The sequence below is a fragment of the Neobacillus rhizosphaerae genome, assembly GCF_937468385.1.
GTDB classification, from domain to species: Bacteria; Bacillota; Bacilli; order Bacillales; family Cytobacillaceae; genus Neobacillus; species Neobacillus rhizosphaerae.
Genome location: NZ_CALBWS010000001.1, coordinates 242,616 through 263,245, shown reverse-complemented (window position 1 = coordinate 263,245; position 20,630 = coordinate 242,616). Strand labels below are relative to the sequence as shown.

21 protein-coding genes are annotated in these 20,630 nt (G+C 36.2%); 14 read left to right on the top strand and 7 right to left on the bottom strand.

What is annotated here, in order from left to right; genetic code table 11:
• Positions 1-223: 223 nt before the first annotated feature.
• The 4 genes from M5A78_RS01265 to M5A78_RS01250 all read right to left on the bottom strand — a co-directional run bounded on the left by M5A78_RS01265 (position 224) and on the right by M5A78_RS01250 (position 4,714).
• Positions 224-1,777, bottom strand: coding sequence for an APC family permease (locus M5A78_RS01265; protein WP_248733470.1), 1,554 nt, complete (start codon positions 1,775-1,777; stop codon positions 224-226).
• Positions 1,778-2,152: 375 nt separating this feature from the next.
• Positions 2,153-3,127 (bottom strand): PDR/VanB family oxidoreductase, encoded by a 975-nt coding sequence (locus M5A78_RS01260; RefSeq protein WP_248733469.1) that lies wholly within the window; start codon positions 3,125-3,127, stop codon positions 2,153-2,155.
• A gap of 56 nt (positions 3,128-3,183) precedes the next feature.
• Positions 3,184-3,702: a dimethylamine monooxygenase subunit DmmA family protein gene (locus M5A78_RS01255; protein WP_248733468.1), complete on the bottom strand. Its 519-nt coding sequence runs from the start codon at positions 3,700-3,702 to the stop codon at positions 3,184-3,186.
• A 25-nt stretch (positions 3,703-3,727) separates the two neighbouring features.
• Entirely contained in the window at positions 3,728-4,714 is a 987-nt protein-coding gene (locus tag M5A78_RS01250; RefSeq protein ID WP_248733467.1) for a heme-dependent oxidative N-demethylase family protein, read from the bottom strand.
• 313 nt (positions 4,715-5,027) lie between these two features.
• Between M5A78_RS01250 and M5A78_RS01245 the strand changes: the two genes are divergently transcribed.
• Positions 5,028-6,878, top strand: a complete 1,851-nt coding sequence (locus M5A78_RS01245) for a sigma-54 interaction domain-containing protein (protein WP_248733736.1) — start codon at positions 5,028-5,030, stop codon at positions 6,876-6,878.
• 447 nt (positions 6,879-7,325) lie between these two features.
• On the opposite strand, the gene M5A78_RS01240 is transcribed toward M5A78_RS01245, so the two are convergent.
• Positions 7,326-8,261 carry a class I SAM-dependent methyltransferase gene (locus tag M5A78_RS01240; protein ID WP_248733466.1) on the bottom strand — a complete coding sequence of 312 codons (936 nt, stop codon included), beginning with the start codon at positions 8,259-8,261 and terminating at the stop codon, positions 7,326-7,328.
• 117 nt (positions 8,262-8,378) lie between these two features.
• Between M5A78_RS01240 and M5A78_RS01235 the strand changes: the two genes are divergently transcribed.
• The 7 genes from M5A78_RS01235 (at position 8,379) to M5A78_RS01205 (ending at position 14,602) form a co-directional block, all read left to right on the top strand.
• Positions 8,379-10,403 (top strand): LuxR family transcriptional regulator, encoded by a 2,025-nt coding sequence (locus M5A78_RS01235; RefSeq protein WP_248733465.1) that lies wholly within the window; start codon positions 8,379-8,381, stop codon positions 10,401-10,403.
• Positions 10,404-10,563: 160 nt separating this feature from the next.
• Entirely contained in the window at positions 10,564-11,337 is a 774-nt protein-coding gene (locus M5A78_RS01230) for a hypothetical protein (RefSeq protein ID WP_248733464.1), read from the top strand.
• Between the two features lie 97 nt (positions 11,338-11,434).
• The gene (locus M5A78_RS01225) at positions 11,435-12,127 is read left to right on the top strand and encodes a hemerythrin domain-containing protein (protein ID WP_248733463.1); all 693 of its coding nucleotides are present in this window, start codon (positions 11,435-11,437) and stop codon (positions 12,125-12,127) included.
• 6 nt (positions 12,128-12,133) lie between these two features.
• Positions 12,134-13,000 (top strand): SDR family oxidoreductase, encoded by an 867-nt coding sequence (locus tag M5A78_RS01220; RefSeq protein WP_248733462.1) that lies wholly within the window; start codon positions 12,134-12,136, stop codon positions 12,998-13,000.
• Between the two features lie 353 nt (positions 13,001-13,353).
• Positions 13,354-13,947 carry a TetR/AcrR family transcriptional regulator gene (locus M5A78_RS01215; protein ID WP_248733461.1) on the top strand — a complete coding sequence of 198 codons (594 nt, stop codon included), beginning with the start codon at positions 13,354-13,356 and terminating at the stop codon, positions 13,945-13,947.
• The gene (locus tag M5A78_RS01210) at positions 13,919-14,263 is read left to right on the top strand and encodes a zinc-binding dehydrogenase (RefSeq protein WP_248733460.1); all 345 of its coding nucleotides are present in this window, start codon (positions 13,919-13,921) and stop codon (positions 14,261-14,263) included. Before M5A78_RS01215 ends, M5A78_RS01210 begins: the two co-directional genes overlap by 29 nt.
• A gap of 225 nt (positions 14,264-14,488) precedes the next feature.
• The gene (locus M5A78_RS01205; RefSeq protein WP_248733459.1) at positions 14,489-14,602 is read left to right on the top strand and encodes a YjcZ family sporulation protein; all 114 of its coding nucleotides are present in this window, start codon (positions 14,489-14,491) and stop codon (positions 14,600-14,602) included.
• 89 nt (positions 14,603-14,691) lie between these two features.
• Here M5A78_RS01205 and M5A78_RS01200 read toward each other — a convergent pair whose 3' ends face one another.
• Entirely contained in the window at positions 14,692-16,017 is a 1,326-nt protein-coding gene (locus M5A78_RS01200; RefSeq protein WP_248733458.1) for a cation:proton antiporter, read from the bottom strand.
• A 112-nt stretch (positions 16,018-16,129) separates the two neighbouring features.
• On the bottom strand, positions 16,130-16,540 hold the full coding sequence (locus M5A78_RS01195) for a hypothetical protein (RefSeq protein WP_248733457.1): 411 nt from the start codon (positions 16,538-16,540) through the stop codon (positions 16,130-16,132).
• Between the two features lie 211 nt (positions 16,541-16,751).
• On the opposite strand from M5A78_RS01195, the gene M5A78_RS01190 reads away from it, so the two are divergent.
• The 6 genes from M5A78_RS01190 to M5A78_RS01165 all read left to right on the top strand — a co-directional run bounded on the left by M5A78_RS01190 (position 16,752) and on the right by M5A78_RS01165 (position 20,569).
• Positions 16,752-17,126 carry a PepSY domain-containing protein gene (locus M5A78_RS01190; RefSeq protein ID WP_248733456.1) on the top strand — a complete coding sequence of 125 codons (375 nt, stop codon included), beginning with the start codon at positions 16,752-16,754 and terminating at the stop codon, positions 17,124-17,126.
• Between the two features lie 249 nt (positions 17,127-17,375).
• A complete protein-coding gene (locus tag M5A78_RS01185) occupies positions 17,376-17,855 on the top strand; it encodes a DUF2680 domain-containing protein (RefSeq protein WP_248733455.1) in 480 nt (159 codons plus the stop codon).
• 79 nt (positions 17,856-17,934) lie between these two features.
• Positions 17,935-18,318 (top strand): fluoride efflux transporter FluC, encoded by a 384-nt coding sequence (locus M5A78_RS24850; protein ID WP_406603653.1) that lies wholly within the window; start codon positions 17,935-17,937, stop codon positions 18,316-18,318.
• 1 nt (position 18,319) lies between these two features.
• Positions 18,320-18,682, top strand: a complete 363-nt coding sequence (gene crcB / locus M5A78_RS01175) for a fluoride efflux transporter CrcB (RefSeq protein ID WP_248733453.1) — start codon at positions 18,320-18,322, stop codon at positions 18,680-18,682.
• A 186-nt stretch (positions 18,683-18,868) separates the two neighbouring features.
• Positions 18,869-19,435: a hypothetical protein gene (locus M5A78_RS01170; RefSeq protein WP_248733452.1), complete on the top strand. Its 567-nt coding sequence runs from the start codon at positions 18,869-18,871 to the stop codon at positions 19,433-19,435.
• Positions 19,436-19,684: 249 nt separating this feature from the next.
• Positions 19,685-20,569, top strand: coding sequence for a YitT family protein (locus tag M5A78_RS01165; RefSeq protein ID WP_248733451.1), 885 nt, complete (start codon positions 19,685-19,687; stop codon positions 20,567-20,569).
• Positions 20,570-20,630 lie beyond the last annotated feature (61 nt).

The window sequence follows — 20,630 nt, the reverse complement described above, 5'->3', positions numbered from 1 at the left end:
TTAGCTCAAAAATTTGGAAAGTTTAAAACAATATCTCAGGAATAGCTGCAACCATGAAATATTTTAAGCTTTTATTGAAAAATGTTGACAACCTATTAGCTGGTTTTGATTAAAAACGGAGTATTTCTTAGAAGTACGTATAAAAAATGTCGAGACTTAAAGTTAATTGATACAAAAAAACCAAGGGACGATCCCTTGGCTTTGTTTAGTATAGTCTATTAAGTTACTGTTTCGTTGAATCAGCCTGTAAATCAAGATTATTCAAGGCATGTACACTCCTATATTTTTCCGGTATCGCATCATTATACGGCATATCACTATGTCCGTAGCTACGATGAATCATCATATACAGTAAGCCAGTAACAACAACTATGACACCTGAAACAAGCACGATATAGTTATCATACCAAGCTGCATCTGGCGTTCTTGGCCAACACATGTTGATCATTGCGATTATTCCGTAAACAAGCGCACAAATATTGACAGGCAGTCCCCACTTGCCCAATTGATACTTACCACTTGGCTTCCATCCTTTTAGTCTAGCTCGAAGTGCAGCAAGGACAACCATTTGGAATGCAAGATAAATGCCAAATGCCGCAAAACTGATTACCTTTGTGAGTGCATCTGTAGACACTTTTGAACCAAGCACAATGATGGCTGGAGCAATAGCTGCAAGAAGCAACGCATAAGGTGGAATGTGACGAGCAGCCGAAAACTTCTTTAACAATCGGCTTCCTACAATCATGTCATCACGTCCATACGCATAGGCAAGTCTGCTTGCTGCCGCCTGTAAACTCATTGCACATGAAAGGAAAGATATCAACACAATACCCAGTACAATCTTCGCGCCAACAGTACCAAATGCATCGTTTAGTAATGTATCAACAGGAGTTATGTCCTTACCAGCGATAACTGCTGGAATATCAGCAACTGAAAGTACTAAAGCAAGGCAAACAAAAGTTGCTGCAGCACCGCCAATGTAAATCGTCCGACGCATTGCCTTTGGGATAAGAACACCTGGATTCGGTACTTCTTCAGCAACATCACCACAAGCTTCAAACCCATAATATTGATAAATTCCAATTAATCCAGCTGCTGCAAATGCATACAAGTAGCTATGACTACCCTGAGCACCAAAAGAATCAAAGAGCACACCAAGACCGTGATACCTGTGTGTGATAAGCAACCAAAAACCAACTACAAGCGCACCGATAATCTCAGCAGCAAAGCCAATAACTGCTGCAGTTGCGAGAACCTTTGTGCCAAGAAAATTGATGATAGTCGAAAGTGCAAGAATGACTACTGAAAAAATAATCGTGGAGTTAACCGACACTTCAAAACCCAAAACTTGTGCTAGATAAGGTCCAGCTCCGTACACAACACTGGCAATCGTCACAAGCAAAGCTATTAAGTAAACCCAGCCAGTCATCCACGCATACTTGCGTCCCCATAATCTTCGTGCCCAAGGATAAACTCCACCTGCAACAGGGTATTGCGCAACAATTTCACTGAAGACAAGTGCGACTAGTAATTGTCCGAGTCCAACGATGACAAAACTCCAAATCATTGGCGGGCCAGCTTGGGCAAGTGCGTATGCAAATAGTGAGTACACACCTACTACAGGAGAAAGATAAGTGAACCCAAGCGAAAAGTTTGCCCACGGACTCATGTCGCGGCGAAATTCAGATTCATATCCAAGCGATGCCAGGTGTGCAGCATCACTATCATGATGTTCTGACGCAGATCCACCAATTATTTTGTTCGGATTTTCTTGCATGTTTTTGAGCCTCCTTAAAATAGTAGTTATATTCTTATGTGCAATCACTGAGCCAATATAAATTATTGGCAATATTCAGTCAATTTCACTTAGATAGAAATATTTTTCCCAATTAAACATTACTTACTTATTGTTTGAAAACCAGCCTGTTGGTCCTACAGGAAGATTAATGTTAATTTGTTTAACTTCTAGATCAGACAGCACATTTAAAGGTTTCTATTGTAGCTTTAATATACATCTTTAATTCTAATACTTGAGTGGTTGTTGCCATAAGCATTGCCTCCTATTTTAATGGTTTTTAATATTGCGCGCTTGAAGCGTAGTTACAGAACAAAGAGCACTAATTTATGAATCTATTACAGAATAATGGCTCAATTATAGGTATAAAACGAGCTCTTTTTCATGTTCTTTTGCTCTTGAGGAACAAGTTAAAATCACTTTCTTTGTACGTTTTTCTTCATCTTTGTAGTAGTGATCCCGGTGATCTACTTCTCCTTCAACCACCTGTACTTCGCAGCTTCCACATCCGCCTACTTTACAAGAATATGGAGCTTCTACCCCAGCTTTTAATAGTGCCTCTAATAACGTTTCTTCTTCAGAAACTTCCACCTTCTTACCGCTGTTCGCTAATTTTACAATAAAAGGATTTTTTGGACCTTCATCGGCCGCAGCAAATAATTCAAAATGAATGGAATGGCTTGGGTAACCGTATGAGTCAGCTGCTTCCCTAAATTCTTTCACCATTGAAACTGGTCCACAGAAATACACATGTGAGCCAATCCGATGTTCCGCCATTGTTACAGGTATCATTTTATTAGGATTTTCCGTTCTGGAGAAATAGAAGTGACATTTTCCAGGATATTTTGCATTCAAAAAATCATAAAAAGCACAATCTTCTTTTGTTTTTGCAGCATAATGTAATTCAAATGATTTACCTTCAGCTGTTAAATCTTCCATCATTGTCATAAATGGAGTAATACCGATTCCTGCTGCATAAAATACATGATGTTTCGGAGCTTTGAAAGCCAGTGGAAAATGATTTTTAGGCCAACTGATTTCTAAACGATCTCCCACTTTGATCTTTTCATGCCAATAAACAGATCCTCCTCTTGAATGGTCATCCTTACGAATGGCAATAGCATATTGAGTACGGTCGGTTGGATGACTAACTAGTGAGTAATTTCTTTCAATCATCTCGTCGCCATTTTTTACATAAGTTGCGATATGTGAACCACCAGTAAATGCAGGCAGTAATTCTAGATCAACCGGATACAAGTAGAAGCGCTTTACCCATTTTGTCTCCTGTACTATTTTTCCTACATATACTTTAATCTTTCCGAATGACCTCATAAAAATCACTCCCATCGTCATGTCTGCAATTTTATTTATTCTTTCTCACATAACATTTAAGTTGATGTTACGAAAGCAGGATTATAAGGATATCCAATATAACCTTTTCGCTCTCTTGAGAAGAAGGGTCCTATTTCCAAGCTGATTTGACAATGATAACAAATCGTATCCGTTTCTTCAGCCTCAACTTCCTGTAGATGATAGCATTTGATACAATAAACATACCGTCTCTTCTCGCCAGAAATAAGCGTTTGAATCTCATCTTCCGAAAAACCAGCCTCAATTGCCGCCATGAAAATCGTTACTGCATCATCCCATTTAGCTGAAATATAAAGCTGTGTTCCCATTTTTTGACGATCTAATACTTCGCTAATATTCTTTAATTGTAATTCATCTTTCATTTCAATAAGTTCATATTCTTTTAGACCATTTATATGATTTATAAATTGCTCGATTATGTCTGCTTCTTTTGGTTCAGCAGAAATAATCATTAATTTTCTTCGATCCCGTCTTACTGTGAATTTTTCTACAATTGTTTCAGATTTATCGAATAAAACTGGGCTGTTGTATACCATTTTACATACCTCCAATCGTTCAACCCTAGTTAGTTTGTAATTTTACTTTTTCAACTAAGTTTTTCAAATATTCTACTGTAGGTTCAATAAATGGGGTAAATCCTTTATAATCAGCCATTGGCTTAGGAATACCTGATAGAATAGAGTATGTTTGTTCAAGCCATACTGGTCTTAATTCCAAATCTTCCATTGGCAGGAATTGCGTATTTAAAACGAACAAAATCGCATTACTCCTTGGCATACGATAGAAAAATTGTTCTTCTACACGAAGTCTTACTAGTTTACCAGCATTTTCTGGAGTGACTAAAAAGCGTGTTGGACCCCATGTATCAAATGTTTCATAGTTAACATCCCAACGATTTGCCATTAAATTCCAGTTAATTCTAGTCCAAGGCTCACCTGGTAAAACATTGCTTAATAAGAAGTTACGAACTCTTTCTGCTAGAGGTACATCTGTGCGTGATACAAAAGGTACAGGTGCGTGAATTTCGTCAAATGACATCCCTTTATTCCAGTGAGGTGAGAATAAAGCTGCATAAGATTCTTGAGCAACTTCCAAATAAAGATTGTCATCTCTATGAACCATTAATACAAAGTCAGTGGTGAAATGGCGGCCAATTAAATCAAGTGGCTCAAACTCGATGCTAGATGTATCACCAAATATGAAAGATTCAGTTTCATTTAAGGTTAAATTATGGAAAGTCCAATGATTACCGTTCTTTTCTACTTGGAAGTGCTCCGGGTAGGATTCAACCGCCATATTTATTAGCATTTCTGCTACTTCCCATTGCATTTCCATTGTATGTGGATAGGATTGGAACCTTACTTCAGGTTGTTCATTAAGTAATTCTCTTTTTCTTTTAATTTGTTTTTCATATTCTGGTGTTATATGAATACAACTCGTTTGATCCTTTTCAAGTTTTCTTAAATCGTTTGAATACCGGTAGTTGGAACCTTCTTTAATATTATGAAATGGATATGGAAATAAATCGAGATTTGTAGATTTGTACATGATAAATTCCTCCTTTAATTTTTGAACAATAATATCATTTTCGGATTGAATATTTGGAAAATGATATTATTTTACTTTATATTCATGCAATAAAGTGTGCCAGTTCTATCGACCTCCTTCTTTCTTAGCCTTTGTTATAAACAGTAGCAATTTTTATGCCAAATTGAAAAAGTTCACAAAATAGCCACAATTCAATATTTGTTAATATTCGTTAATTTCAAATTTGAAATCTCTATTCAAATATGAAATAATTTATTTTGAATAATCTAAAAATTTTAATTCTGTTGAAGGAAGGGTTATATGTGTGGTGTCCATGATTTTGGCTAATGATCAACTACTTCAAGCTTATCAATCTAGTTTTCTATCTATTTACGATGAAATTATTGTAACGAATTTAAAGGGAAATATTTTATTTCGAAGTGGAAAACTGAAAAATTTTTGGTCAACAAACTCTGCCTCACTTAAAGGAAGAACATTTACTGAATTAGAGGAAATTTCATTCTTTGGCGATCCCATTTTACAATTATTAAATAGAGAGTTACACTCTCTTCAATTAAAGGCTTGGAATGGCAGTACTATTCTAATAACCGTGTTCATATCAAATGGTAATAGTGAAGATTTAATGTTATGGGGATTAAAAAGTATTTCCGATAATTTAATGGATTCAATTGAAATAACCGATGAGTCGGATACAAAACACTCTCCTTCAATGGTCGTCCATAGTCAAAAAATGAAAGATGTACTTAACACAATAGAAATGGTTTCAAAAGTTTCAACAACAGTTCTTTTATTAGGGGAATCTGGTGTAGGAAAAGAAATGATTGCTAAAACGATTAATCAATTAGGAAATAGAAGGTCTAAACCTTTTATTGCAGTTAACTGTGGTGCAATTCCGGTAAATTTATTAGAAAGTGAATTATTTGGTTATGTCGGTGGAGCATTTAGTGGTGCAAACAAAAATGGTGCTCCCGGAAAATTTGAACTAGCAAATGAAGGGATTATTTTCCTCGATGAAATTGCAGAATTGCCACTGAACTTGCAGGTAAAGTTACTTCGATTTTTACAGGAAAAAGAAGTCACCCCTTTAGGTAGTTCAAAACGGATTCAAATTGACGTCCAAATTATAGCTGCAACGAATCAATCATTAGAAAAAATGGTCATAGATGGACGATTCAGAGAAGACTTATATTATCGTTTAAATGTAGTACCAATTGAAATCCCTTCGTTACGAGAAAGAGTAGAAGAAATCCCGTACTTAATCTATCACTTCATAGCAAAGTATAATACTTTATATAATAGAAACATCAATATTTTACCAGATGCTATTGATTTATTGTGTATTTACGATTGGCCGGGAAATGTTCGGCAATTAGAGAATACGATTGAAAGAATAGTTGTGACTAGTAGAGAATTGAACGTAGACTCAAGCTTAGTTTACAATTACATTCCGTGGAAAAAGGCTGTTATCAAGGAACCTCCTATTATTGATCACATTATGCCACTGCAAGAAGCTGTTGATATGATTGAAGAACAGCTAATTAAAATGGCCATGGATAAATATAAATCGGTTAAACTTGCAGCAAAAGTACTTGATATTAGTCAACCTACAATGAGTAGAAAATATAAAAAAATTCGTGAGAAAATTCAACACGAAACTCTCTCTCCTTCAAATAAAAGAAACATACTGGAGCAACATCTAAATAAACAATTACGATCAATGGCTATTGTTACATCCTCTGTCATTCTTCCAGAAGAAATCTCTGAATTAGTGAATCATCCTGTTTTACCATCCAACCCAACTTTTAAAATGGTTGAGAAAAAATTAACGAAAATACGAGAACAAGAAGGAATCATTGAGTGGGTCTACATTTTTAAAGCTTTAGATAATAACAAAATGCTGACTATTGTAGCCGATGAAGATTTCGTGATTCCACCTGGACATTTATATGAAGGTCCGCCTGAAATGATGGAAGTAGCATTTGAGGCTATGAATGGAAAAGCAGGAGTAACCCCTTTATATAAAGATATTTACGGAGAATGGAAAACGAGTTTTGCTCCCTTAATGGATAATAACGGAAAAGTTTTGGCCATTATTGGGTTTGACCATAGTAGATCTTATATCGAAACAGAGTTAAAGAAAATAGAGAATATGTTAAAAGTGTAGAAGCAATTAATGCTAGTGTTGAATAGAGAAAAGAAAAGGCTTGGAAAACAAGAGCCTTTTCTGACAAACAAGATTAAATTTTTGTTGGATATTGGTGCTATTCTTGGTGCCCAAATTTTAAAAATTACAAATCACAAGTACACACTTGGATACAAAAGAACTTGATTTATCAGTATTTGAAGATACTTGAAGATACTAGAAAAACAGGTGCCGGCAAACTTCAAAACTGCTTGATACCTGCGTGCCAGGTCTGGTGGGTTCGATTTCAACGCAGTCCCGCTAACCTTGATATATAAGAGTTTCTGAGTAATTTTAATGAAGCTGATTGAATGGGTTTTTGTTTAAGAATAATCAAAATTGCACCTTTATAAAGTATTTTTCAAAATCAGGTGAATTCAAAAGGTAAATCAACAATATATTATAATAATACCAATTACATAATCATAATTAAGCTTTTACTATTTCTAAAAACACAATTGTACCTGTAGGGTCCTTGTAAGTCTTCACGTTGTCTATCTTTTCCTTTGGTAACTGTTCAACTAAGCGAAGAAGTTGTCTTTCATCTCTATAAAGTGGCCACCAATCGCAGCATACCTCCAAGTATCCACATAAAAGATGAGTGGGGTGAAAACCTGTTAGAATAAACTCTCCGCCTGGTTTTAAATAATCGAAAAGATTTTGGATAAGCTCCTCGGCTGTAGTATCCTTTACATTGTTAAGTAGACCGTTTGACCAAATAAAGTCGAATGGTTGAATTATTTTTAGAATTTTAGTAAAATTCAGAAAAGTGAAGTGATGTGTTTTTATGCCACTATGTCCTAATTCTTTATTGATACGAAACAGGGCCTCTTCATCCGAATCCAAAGCATGTAAAGAACTTAAAAATAACTGAGAGTCAGACTTTGTATTCGGAAATTCACGTAGATTGCCGGAGGGAATAGATAAGAAATGGGAATTCTTCTTATGGCATAATACGTAATCTATTTTTCTCTCGATCATATTACGAGCATTACGGATTCCTGTGCAGCTAGAGAGGGACATGAGGCTATAAAATAGACTCTTACCACGTGCGGTCTCATATCCTGTGAACGGAGCTTGAACCAATCCATCAACTGCATAAATAAAATCCATTAGAACGGAGTCACCGTTGTATTTCGATTTGTAAAGAGCGTGTTGTGTAAAAGGTTCTTGAATAATAAAATCTCGTAGGGGATGATTGAGATACATATCTTTAATAAATTGAACCCAATCGTTGTGGGAGGTTCTTTTTCGCAGAAGGTTTAATCCCTGACAAAATTGTATAAAGGTTAAGACATCATCTTGTTCGGAATAAAATTGATTTAAAGTATGATCAAGAATAAAAGAGGGATTGTAGGTTGTCATAAGTCTCAACTCCTTTTTGGAAATGAATGATATCACTATATAGGAAAAAATAGGATATGGGTAGGTCCTTAAGTATACTTGAAGTATATATTATCAATTCATTACTTGCTGGAGGTTATGATGAGTAGCTTTGGTGAAGAGATTCGAAGATTAGAAGAAAGTTTTTTTGTCGGGCGAAAAATGGAATTGATCATCTTCCGTAATTTCGTATGCAACAAAGAAAATAATGAACGTATCCTAAATATCAGTGGTACAGGAGGAATTGGTAAAAGCTCTTTGCTCGACCAGTTTCGGCGAATTTGTGACCAAGAAGGAATTCCTTTTTTTCTCTTGGATTGCTTAGATTTTACCAAGACTCCGCAAGGATTTGCCTTACGATTGCTCGCTATGTTGAATACAGAAGTCCTAGAGGAATGGAGTGAGGGCAAGTTATTAGAGGAAGCGACGAGACAACTTAATAATCGAGCTCAAACTGGTCGTTTAGTTTTTGTTATAGATACCTATGAAGAGATGAACGAGCTTGATGATTGGTTACGACATTCCTTTTTAGTTGAATTATCCATTGATATTATGATTGTTTTATCTGGCCGCTTTCCCTTAAAAGGGGGCTGGGTGTTGTCACCGGCTTGGAGAAGATTCATTAAATTTATGCCATTGTCACCATTTGACTATGAAACATGCAAGCAGTATACATCTATATTTGGGGACTATAATGATAGCTTTGTAAGAAAGTCATATTTTATTACCAAGGGGCATCCTCTTACGTTATCTCTTTTCATGGGCTTGAATGAATTGGAAGGATTGAAGGGGGAACAAGAACCTGAATTTCTAATGTGGAGTGAAACCTTTAAAGAAATTGCTGGACAGTGGCTGCGTGAAATCCCTGATTCCACATTAATGGAGTTGTTGGAAGCTGTAACAATGGTCCGTGTATTTAACCATGAAATCCTCGAGAATATACTTGGAAAAGAGATAAGCAACGAGGAGTTTGAAAATCTCATCCATCTCTCCTTTGTTCGAAAAAGTGAGCGTGGGTGGTATTTACATCAGGTTCTCCGAAAAGCTCTCTATCAGGATTTCAGACTTAAAAAGCCTCATATTTATAATCAGCTCTGGCATCGAAGCGTTAAATACCACTACGGTCTTTTTTCCTCTCGACATCATTCTATAGAAGAGAGAAATCTTTTTCTATTAGATTTTATTTATATTGTAGGGGATCCTGGTTTTCGGGCCATGTTTTATGATGATGCGATTGATCAAACCTATTATATTGAAACGGTTAACCAGGAAAATTTACATGAAGCAGAACAATATTTTAAGGATATCCTTTCAAATCATCAAGATTATATCCAAGAGATGTACGATCCAGTAACAAATGAAAGACATATATATAATATTCCGAAAGCTGTAAATGAAAAATGGTTTACTTCGGTTAAGCTTTCGGAAGTAATTCGACTGGGAAGTGAAGTAGTCAGGTTACTTAAAAATGAAAAGCACGAAGCGGTGGGTATTTTTGTATACATTCCTATTCATAGAGGTTCTCTTCAATTTCTGCAACAAAACCCGATTACCCAGTCTTATTTCCGCACCCTTTCTAAACAGGAGAGGGATAAGTTGAATGTACCACCAGAGTCACCGGCAGGGTGGTTTCAATATATGATCGATTTTTCAAAGGATGGCAGTTCAGCAGCCCGATTCATGTTCTTTCAAACATATCTTTCCTACTATTTGAAAGGCGGAATTATGGTGTACACTGCTCCGATGAAATATAACCAGGAAGCAGTCAAAGGGGTAGGTTATGTTGAAATACCTGGAACTACCCATTTTGGTTTTGGTCTTCAATTTCCTGCACCGGTATTTGTGCTCGATTTTAGAGAGGATAAAGAGATGAAGAAGTTTGTAGAGAATCTTTATCAGTCAACGGAAGATAATAATGAAACTTCATCTCTTGATGCTATTTTATCAGGACTAACTCCCCGTGAACGCGAAATAGCTCTTTTAACAAGAACTTGTTCATCCAATCTAGAAATAGCCCAGAAGATTTACTTATCAGAAATCACTGTAAAAAAGAATCTTAGTCGTATTTATGAGAAACTTGAAGTAAAAGGTAAAACAGAACTGGTCAAAAAATTAATGAGCTAATTAATCCATTATTGACACTGAAAACAAAAGGTTTTCAGTGTTTTTGTTTTGTATACCATTTTGATACCTAAATATACGCTTGAATATACCTTTGTATAATTACTGATTTCCTTTATCGTCTCTATAATGAAACCATACCAAGAAAAAGGAGTGAAGTAAGATGCAAAATCAGAGTGTGATTAATAGTAACAGGACTAAAGGGGGTAAAATCGCGAACAGGTTCCTAGTCGGTATTTTTTTGATTTTTGTATTACTATTCACATTTTCCGCTACCTATGCCAAGCAGGAGGCCCCAAAAGTTGAAATCAATGGCGTAGGGGTCTATTCTTCTATCTCATATGCAGAGAAAGTAAAAACTTGGGTGGACGTTGATGCTTTTTTTCACGTGTTAAAAGAGTCCTATGAACTCGATAAGCAAGGCAAAAACTTAATTTTTAAAAATGAAACGATTCCTGTTAAAAATCACGAAAATGGAATCGTTGCTGAGGTGAAGGATTTAGCGGAAGTAATAGATGCTACACAGATGACAAAGGATAAAAATGGCTCGATATATTTTTTAGTTCTGCCAGAAGGAACCGTTAAGATTACACCAGTGATTCCGCAAATGGGAGAACATTGGACGAATCCGCAAGAGGATATCTTAATTATGGAAAATGACGATCCGGTTTATAAAACAATTTACGGGGTTTATGAAGGAAAGTTGGTTTTCATTGAACAAATGATCTCACAAAAATATTTTGTAGAAGGAAAGAGTTTTGTCAATTTTGCAGGCATGAAGGGGCTCCCATCACCAGCAATCGACCATACGAACATCGAATTTGTCCCAACTGGTCATGAAGGTTATACAATGCCGCATTACGACATCCACCATTACTTCATCACTCCGGAAGAACAAGAACAGATCGGGTTAGGTGGAGAAAACTCTCATCATTAATTGCAGATTCCTTTGAATTTCGCTTGGCTTAGCAAGGACAATATTTAGATGTGAACGAAAGCTTCTTAAATTAGACAAAACCAAAGGAGAGTTGAACATGTTTAATCGTTTTGATCTGTATGCTCCAGTCCACAAGGGGATTCGCTTGGCATTAAGTGGTTTATGCTATCAGGCAGGTTCGGTTGATAGTTCTGATGACGAAAGAGTGAAATCATTTGTCGAGGAATTTAGGCAGGTAGCAATTATTCTTGAAGCCCATTCGAGAGATGAGGATGCGAATATTAATGAATCATATGAAAAATTTGCTCCTGAGATATTGGCTCAATTGGAAGACGAACACGGTGCATTGGAACAAGGATTTGAGCACCTTATTGAACTTGTGAATCAGTTAGAATTAAATAAAAAAAATCCAATCGAACATCAGAAGATCTGGTACCAAATTGGTAAAGATTTGAACCGTTTTACAGCTGATTACCTTAACCACCTTCAAAGTGAAGAAGGACCTGGCATGAAGGTATTATGGGAGAATCTGACGGATGACGAATTAAAAGTGATATCAATTAATATCCGTTCCTCTATTCCACCACAAACGATGGCGATTTTTATGCACTATATGATTCCAACAATCAGCCATCTGGAGCGAGTAGAGATGTTTGGTGATATGAAAAGATTCGCACCTAAAGAAGCGTATGCAGGGATGTTAAGTTTAGCGGAGTCTCGGTTAGACCAAAAAAGCTGGGTTCAGCTGCAAACAGCACTAGATGAAATCAAACCTGAAGGAGCTAAGTGATTAGGTATGAATATTCTTGTTATCGGAGGTACAGGTACTGTAGGCAGTCAGGTTGTTTTAGAACTATTAAGTCGTAAAGCATCCGTCCGTATTCTTACACGAAATCCAAGTAAAAATCAGCATAAGTATATGAATTCAGAATGGATCAAAGGTGATTTGGAGGTACCTGAAAGCCTAGAGGGGAATTTTGATCAATTGGATGCAGTATTTCTCTTAACAGGTATGTCTCAGACGGAAACGATCCAAGGAGTTACAGCTGTTAAGGCTGCTAGAAAAGCGGGTGTTCCCAAAATCGTATATTTATCTGCTCCAATGAATGAAAGTATGTTACACATTCCTCATATAAAAAGTAAAATCGGAATCGAAGAGGAGATTAAGAGATCTGGCATGGATTATACGATTTTACGACCGAATAATTTCTTCCAAAATGATTACGTATTTCGTGATGCCATACTTAAGGATGGGATATATCCTCAACCGCTTGGTTCAGTTGGATTGAATCGAATTGATGTAGTCGATATCGCATATGCAGCTGCAAACGCACTCCTTCTTAACGGCTATGAAGAAAAGGAATATCCTATCTATGGATCCGAAGTATTAACAGGGGATGGAATCGCTGAAACCTATAGTCGTCATACTGGCACTCCTGTTCGGTATATTGGAGATGATCTGGATGCATGGTATCAATTGGCTATCACAATGATGCCACAATGGCTTGCTCAAGATTTTTGTGTCATGTATAAATCTTTCCAAAGTTTTGGTTGTCTGGGAACAGACCAAGACTTCATACTCCAGAAGGAATTGCTGCTTCGTGAGCCCAAATCATTTGAAGCTTTCGTAGCAGAAACCGTTACCCGTTGGAAAAATGAATGAATTTCTTGATTTTTTGACAGATACTTATGAAGAATTTTGCCGACCTTATTTCTACAAAACTAAATAAAAAATAAGGTTACTATCTGGGTGCTTTACTAAATAGTGTTGCCATGTTGTCTTATAGCTAGGTTTAGACCGTATTTAAGATAAGGGATACACCTTTCAAAAAGCGTGAGCGTTTAGAAGGTGAGGTTCATATGAAAGTATTAAGAAATTCATATATATGGTCATAATCGAATACTCTGGATAGGTTCCAGAGTATTTTTCTGTGTGCTTTTGAAGATAAAATTTTAAGAAGAATCATTTTACGCGTTATGTATGTTATTATTTAGAAAAAAGAAAGCGAGAGGACTATGTCAAAACATGATAGCAAGGTTCAAAAAGCAACAGATCAAACAGATTCAACTAAAGAGCGTTTGTTGATGGTGGCTGAAGAATTATTTGCAAAAAAAGGACTCTCAGGGACTTCTGTTAGAGAAATTGGTAGTGCTGTCGGGGTTGCAAACTCAACTATTCTTTATTACTTTCCCTCTAAAGAAGCCTTATACAAGGAAGTGCTGAAGCGTATTGCTAAAAGTATTCAAACCATTACAGAAGACATAACAGAAGATCTCGGAAACGATGAAAAACAAGTAGAAATCATGGTTGAACGATTAATTGACTGGACACACGGGAACCCTGAATATAATCAAATACTTATTAGAGAGATAATGGAGAATTCGGAACGAATGAGCGGAGAACGACCTATGTACTTATCCGAAGTAATCGAAATGATGAAGAAGCCGTTAGAACGATTAAATGAAAAAAATAAAATGCAGTTCATTGACCCTACTTTATTTTTATTCCAGATTATTGGCTCGGTATCTTATATGTTGATTGCTCTTCCAACCATTAGACAGATCATCGGAAAGCAAGATTTTGATTCTTGGCAAGGGAGGCAACGCTGATATCGTCATTGATGCTGCTGGTACTCCACACACCCTGCATCAGGCCTTACAATTTGTAAAGAGTAAAGGGACAGTAGGAGTAGTAGCAATTCCAGAAAAAACATCCCAAATAGATTCGAGTTTACTAGTATATAAAGATATACGACTTATAGGAATATTAGGTTCTGTCCTTCCAAAAGGAATTGAATATTTAGAAAAGAAATTAATAAGAACGGATTACTTGATTTCGCATACGTTCCCACTGGATCAGGTACAACAAGCTTTTCAAACAGCAATTCACAACCCAAAAGCAATGAAAGTCCTATTAATACCATAGATATTAGAGTGAATACAGATGATACTTACCGTTCAAAAAAGAATAATGGAGCTTCTAAAAAGGTTTCAATTAATAATAAATAATGAATAATTTGAAGGCTGCCTGTGGGGATTTTTTATGTGCAGCCTTTTTCGTATTTTTTCAAATCCAAAAAACTAACGTGTCACCCACACCAAGATGATTCTTTTACATAAGATATTCAGAAACAACTAGGAGGTGGATTAAATGGATGGTGCAGCAGGCTACGGTGGCGGCGGCGGCTTTGCCTTAGTTGTAGTTTTATTCATCCTGCTTATAATCATCGGTGCAAGTTTTATCGGTGGTTACGGTTTTCACTAAGATGTAAATGTCAACCGAATGGGGATTGCATAAAGCAATCCTTATTTATTTTTTCATTAAAAGAAAAAGAAGCCGTGATTCCACCAGCTTCATCTATGATGATTGATTGATTTGATTTTGTCGTCATTTCTCTGCTGTGGAACCAAATCCTCATCCCCAGGCATTAGCCGCCATCCTTTGCTTACAACAATCCGGAGCCAGGTTCCAGGAATCCAAGAGGTAACAAGTGCGAGCATAACAAGGATAGCGAATAACTCTTGGTTAATAATTCCCGTGGAATAGGCTACTGAAGAAAGCACAATACCGGGACCTCCACGGTCATTTATGGCTACCCCTAAGTTAAAGCTTGTAAATGGGTCTTGCTTGATGAAACGAGAAGTGATATAAACGGCTATGGTCTGAGTTAGTGTGGCAAATAAGAAATAAGAAAGGAAGAAAAGGGGATTAAAGTGTTTTACGAGGTCTAATTGTAAGCCCACAGTTGCAAAATAGATTGGGATAAACCAGGAAAAGGAAATATTCGAAACATTTTGCTCTAGTCGTTCAGAAACCATTTTAGGTAAGGCCATTTTTGCGACAATCCCCGCAAGCAATGCACCAAATATCGCTTCCACGTGAAGGTTGCCTGCAAGTGAGGCAAGCATGAACATGATAAATAAAAAGTATCCTAGGTTGGACGACCTAAACAATAGGTTCTGTTTAATAATTGTCAAGCGTTTGAAGAGAAGGTAGCCCAACGTAAAAGTACCAATAATAAAAGCAAAGGATATACCTACACTCTTTACTGCGGTACCAGCAGTAAAGACAGCTCCCTGGCTGGCAATGGCCGTGGCAAATCCTAAAGCTACCCAAAGGAGGATATCATGGATTCCAGCACAGGCAATAACAATTTTCGAAAAGCGAGTATGCATAATTCCAAGGTCATTGAAAATTTTGGATATGACAGGTATAGAGGTAATGGCAATTGATATCGCAATAACAATTTTGATGGCCAATGGATTGTTAGCCGTTCCTAGATATGGTGTGATGTTGAAAATATCTGCGGCAAACCAGCCAACGATAAAAGCAGGTATGGTTGAACCAATTACTAAAGCGGTGGTGATTTTGGCATCCTCTTTATTAAACCGTGTCTGGAATTTTAGTCCTGAACAAAACATCAGCAATAGTAAACCTAATTGGTAAAGGAGCCCAAATAACTTCCCTTCATAAGGAAACCCCAAAAACATCCACCTAAATGCATCTGGGAAAAAATGTCCTAATATTGTTGGACCGAGCACTAAGCCTGCCGCAACTTCCCCTATTACGCGTGGAATGAATATACGCTCCGCAAGGAACCCTAATAAATGGGCCATTGCTAATAAACATCCCATAGCTAACAGAAAATGGCTAATTTCATCACCTGTTAAACTAAACATTGCGATAATTCCTCCTTTATTTGTGATTCTCTTTTTAAGGTATGCGGAAGTTGTCCTACAGACATGGGCAATTTAATTATTATCGTTAAATAGGGCAATTTATGATACATGACTAGGAAGGAGATTGATTTCTATCTTGAGTAATCTGAATCTTCCCAGTTGAATGATATTTGAAATGATTAAAAACCTCTAACTGATAATCTGTACCGCTTGGGATATTAAAAGTGTGAATGAATTCTCCCTTTGAATAATTTCCATAAAAAATAACGCTATCACAGTATTTAATAGAAGTCCCAAGTTTGCTCTTTTTAACAATTGAATACTCAATTGGCCATGAATGATCGTGCGTGATTTGTGTTCCAGTTATAGTAATTGATTTATTTTTGATTGCAAATTTTGAACTAAAATAAAATGGCCTATCAATCCCAAGTCCCCAAGTTATATATCTATCTTCCTTTGAATGGGACTTTTTAAATCTCCATGGCTGGCCATTTTTAAAAATCTTTTGGAAATATTGGTTCATAAAACCGAACAATCCTTTTATCCCAATGCACTCTCACCCTCACTAATCATTAAGTTACTGTATTATTTGCTAAGTATAAAAGAATGGGAACGGCATTATCCCAGTTTGTCAGCTTTTTTTGGACAAATTGTCTTTCCCTATAAAAAATAATTGAAATGAATAAGTTATTATCTCCTGCGCAAGATAATAAAAAATGAAGGAGTGTGAGAGATTGAAAAAGATAATTTTGTTATTTGCCTTTTTAATACCTATCAGCTATGGTGCTAATTATCAGGTAGGTCATGCAAACGCTGTTCAGTTATTAGAAGCAGCAAAAAATCGCATCTCAGAAAAAGATGCAGAAGTAATTGCATTGAAAAAGGTCAAAGGTAAAGTCTTGGGTATCAAATTAGAAATGGACGATGGTAGAGAACACTATGAAGTGAAAATAAAAAGCTCTGGGACCATTTACGAAGTAGAAATTGATGCAAAGTCTGGCCAAGTTTTAGAAGTCGAAAAAGAAGGTTCTCACCATGGTGGGGACGACGATGGTCGTGATGGGGACGATGATGACCATGATGGGGACGATGACCACTTAGACGATTAAGGAAATACATTAAAGTTGCATGTCGTTGTTGATATGCAACTTTACCTATATGGAAAAGGGGTGGAGCTCTGCAAAAACGGATTAGGATATCCAACCTATGCGTAAAATATACATTTTTTACTTTGAATGGTTAATGCGTGCTTTGCTCACACCACCTTTATTAAGTTGCTGGGTCTTTGAAAGAATTGTAGTTCCATAAATAGATGGTGGCGTGGAACGCCATTAACGATTATAGGAAGGAGAAATTAGATGGTAAAAAAATATGTGCTAATCCTATTTTTTTTAATCAGCTATTTGACAATGGAATTACCTTCTTTTGCAGAAACTCATTATTTAGAAAAGAATAATGAAGAGGAAAGGATAGATGAAAATAAAAAATCTAATCCTCGAGAAAAACAGGTGGAAAAAAATGATATTGATGAGGAATCAGATCCTTTAAAAATGCATAACGGAAACATTGATTCGGATTTAACTTGTACAAAGGATATTCCATTTACTGTAGCGCAAAAAAAACGGCTAGATCAAATTTATCATCGTATTTACATGGATTATATTGACTTGATAGAAACGTACGCCTGGTCCGGGGCATTAACTCAAGATCAAAAACTAATTCGGTACAAAATGTTGAAAAATTATGTGCTTACTTTTCAGAAAAGAAATTATAAATGGTGCAGCGAATTTGAAGAGGATGAATGGGAAGAAGAGTGGTTTAATAGTGACAATGATTAACCTATGATTCGAAAACATTTTTTTACTACCATTAAGCATTTCTTTGAATGTCGAGAATATATTAGTTTAAAAAGAAGTGATGAAAATGGTATATTTCGCAGTTGGATGCGGGGGAGTGCTTGGTTCGATTTTGCGTTTTCTTTTTGATCAATTGTTTTCTCGAACCTTTCTTCCTCTTTCCTCAGGGATATTAATAGTTAATCTACTGGGGTGTTTTACCATTGGATTATTTTTATCCTTAAATTCGAAACGATTCTCCTCATTATTTAAGATTGCATTTTCTACAGGATTCTTAGGTTCATTCACTACTTTTTCCTCATTCAGTATGAAGGCGCTAGATCTTTTTATGGAATGGGGCCTTAGAACAAGCGCTATATATATCTCAATTACGATAATAGGTGGTTTTTGTTCTGTCCAATTAGGACAATCCATTGCCATGAAAATAGAGAAGAGTAGTCTCTAATATGGTTAAAGAACTTCTGATAATCGGAGCAGGAGGGTTTATTGGTGCCATTTTTCGATATTTTCTTAGTACTTTATTCTCTAAATGGACGATCTTGTCCATTCCAACTGGCACATATATCATAAATGTGTTGGGGTCTTTTGCCATAGGATTCATTTATGGGGCAAACTTTTTTTCAGAGAATCAAATGATTTTCATAACCATTGGTTTCCTCGGAGCCTTTACCACTTTTTCAACATTTAATTATGAATTACTTCAGCTAAAGGATGAAAACAAAGCCATTCAGTTTTGGGCTTATGGGACATCCATGTATGCATCAAATATAATTGTTTGTTTTTGGGGTTATTGGTGGGGAAATAACTAGTTGAAAAAATGCATAGCAAGAATGGAAGGATTCCTTGAGCATATAGGAATCCTTTTTCTGTGAAAATAATCAACTCTATCTGAAAAACTATCCATGAACAACTATTCAAATATCCTTTGTTTAAATAAAAAAAAATCTGCATATTTTATTTTTCATGAGCATTACCTTAATCAGGGGGTGTTTATAATGAAAGGGCGTGGAGATAATAGTCATTACTGCCTAAAAAACCAATCGATGACCAAAAAATATTCAAATACAACCAAATTAGTGCTGGGATCCATTTTTGCCGCGATTGCAGCCATTCTGCAGTCGGCAGGAGTTTTAGTCGGTTTTGGTTATGCGCTTAGCATCTTTGCTACCTTACCGATTCTTCTTTCAACTAGGATGTCGCTTAGAATTGGGGTAATGTCCTATTTCTTAACTATTTTGCTTTTATCCATTTTGCAACCTAGTGAGCTGCTGATATTTCCTTTTACAACCGGATTATTAGGTGTAAGCTTAGGGACTGCTTTTCAATGGTGGAGAAATTGGATGTTAATCACCTTATTTGGTGGCCTTGCCTTAACGATGGGTATTCTATTCTTATTATATGTCCTTCGATTTCCTATTTTGGGTCCCACCGTCCCACCTACATTTAATATCGGGACAGCTTTTTTCATTTTGATATTGACTTTACTTTATAGTTGGATATGGATAGGTTTGAGTCAAAAGGTGTCACGTCTTTTATATTGGTTCCGCTACAAAAAAGACTAATAGGAACTACTTGCTGCTAAAAAATAAATGACAATAAAATAGTTCAAAATTTTACTAGTTAGGAGAAAATAATAGTTTTGAAGCGAACAGTAAGAAGAACAGTTCGTTCGGAGCATAAAAAGTGAACATGAACTCTAGTTCATATAGTGAAATTTTGATATAATTAGTTAAAAGAAAATCTTGTATAACTTCCATAAAAGAAGAAAACTTAGAAATAATAAATACAATCTTATATAAAGGCGTGATTATTTGACTGAACTCAAAAAAGAAAGAACCCAACATAGAAAACTCCCCCTTGGAAAGGTCATTATTCGGGCGATCGCCATAACCATTGGTGCAATTCTAATGGCCACTGGGCTAGAAATATTTTTAGTTCCAAACCATGTAATTGATGGTGGGATAACAGGAATATCCATTATGCTCTCCCATTTAACTGGACTGAAGCTGGGGATTTTCCTATTTATATTAAATTTACCATTTGTCTATTTGGGCTTTAAACAGTTGGGAAAAACGTTTGCCATATCGACTGTTTATGGAATCATTGTCTTATCTGTTTTCACCTCATTTTTTCATCCCATTCCTCCATTTACAGATGATATTCTTCTTGCCACCTTATTTGGAGGTATGATTCTCGGAATAGGTGTAGGGATCGTTATTCGCAATGGTGGAGCTTTAGATGGGACAGAAATACTTGCTTTAGTAATAAATAAAAAAGTTCCTTTTTCTGTTGGCCAAATCATTATGTTTATGAACATTTTTATATTAGGTGCTGCCGGATTTGTATTTAGCTGGGACAGGGCAATGTATTCATTATTGGCCTATGTGATTGCAGCTAAAGCGATTGATGTGGTAGTCGCAGGATTAGAAGATTCAAAATCTGTTTGGATTATCAGTGACGAGGCAGAGGAAATAGGAGACGCTGTAAACGCCAGGTTAGGCAGAGGTGTTACCTATCTTCAAGGTGAAGGTGCCTATACCGGAGACAATAAAAAGGTGATATTCAGTATTATTACAAGACTTGAAGAATCGAAATTGACAACCATCGTCGAGGAAATCGATCCATCCGCATTTTTGGCTATTGCCGATATTACTGAAGTCCGGGGAGGCCGTTTTAAGAAAAGAGATATTCATTGAGCATTCGCATCGACTCCTAAGTTAAAAAAACAAAAGGATCTGCCTTCTGACAAATCCCTTA

Bases quoted from the DNA above. Each gene is read 5' to 3' on its own strand.
- M5A78_RS01265 (WP_248733470.1), bottom strand. From the start codon at position 1,777: ATGCAAGAAAATCCGAACAAAATAATTGGTGGATCTGCGTCAGAACAT.
- M5A78_RS01260 (WP_248733469.1), bottom strand. From the start codon at position 3,127: ATGAGGTCATTCGGAAAGATTAAAGTATATGTAGGAAAAATAGTACAG.
- M5A78_RS01255 (WP_248733468.1), bottom strand. From the start codon at position 3,702: ATGGTATACAACAGCCCAGTTTTATTCGATAAATCTGAAACAATTGTA.
- M5A78_RS01250 (WP_248733467.1), bottom strand. From the start codon at position 4,714: ATGTACAAATCTACAAATCTCGATTTATTTCCATATCCATTTCATAAT.
- M5A78_RS01245 (WP_248733736.1), top strand. From the start codon at position 5,028: ATGATTTTGGCTAATGATCAACTACTTCAAGCTTATCAATCTAGTTTT.
- M5A78_RS01240 (WP_248733466.1), bottom strand. From the start codon at position 8,261: ATGACAACCTACAATCCCTCTTTTATTCTTGATCATACTTTAAATCAA.
- M5A78_RS01235 (WP_248733465.1), top strand. From the start codon at position 8,379: ATGATGAGTAGCTTTGGTGAAGAGATTCGAAGATTAGAAGAAAGTTTT.
- M5A78_RS01230 (WP_248733464.1), top strand. From the start codon at position 10,564: ATGCAAAATCAGAGTGTGATTAATAGTAACAGGACTAAAGGGGGTAAA.
- M5A78_RS01225 (WP_248733463.1), top strand. From the start codon at position 11,435: ATGTTTAATCGTTTTGATCTGTATGCTCCAGTCCACAAGGGGATTCGC.
- M5A78_RS01220 (WP_248733462.1), top strand. From the start codon at position 12,134: ATGAATATTCTTGTTATCGGAGGTACAGGTACTGTAGGCAGTCAGGTT.
- M5A78_RS01215 (WP_248733461.1), top strand. From the start codon at position 13,354: ATGTCAAAACATGATAGCAAGGTTCAAAAAGCAACAGATCAAACAGAT.
- M5A78_RS01205 (WP_248733459.1), top strand. From the start codon at position 14,489: ATGGATGGTGCAGCAGGCTACGGTGGCGGCGGCGGCTTTGCCTTAGTT.
- M5A78_RS01200 (WP_248733458.1), bottom strand. From the start codon at position 16,017: ATGTTTAGTTTAACAGGTGATGAAATTAGCCATTTTCTGTTAGCTATG.
- M5A78_RS01195 (WP_248733457.1), bottom strand. From the start codon at position 16,540: ATGAACCAATATTTCCAAAAGATTTTTAAAAATGGCCAGCCATGGAGA.
- M5A78_RS01185 (WP_248733455.1), top strand. From the start codon at position 17,376: ATGGTAAAAAAATATGTGCTAATCCTATTTTTTTTAATCAGCTATTTG.
- M5A78_RS24850 (WP_406603653.1), top strand. From the start codon at position 17,935: ATGAAAATGGTATATTTCGCAGTTGGATGCGGGGGAGTGCTTGGTTCG.
- crcB (WP_248733453.1), top strand. From the start codon at position 18,320: ATGGTTAAAGAACTTCTGATAATCGGAGCAGGAGGGTTTATTGGTGCC.
- M5A78_RS01170 (WP_248733452.1), top strand. From the start codon at position 18,869: ATGAAAGGGCGTGGAGATAATAGTCATTACTGCCTAAAAAACCAATCG.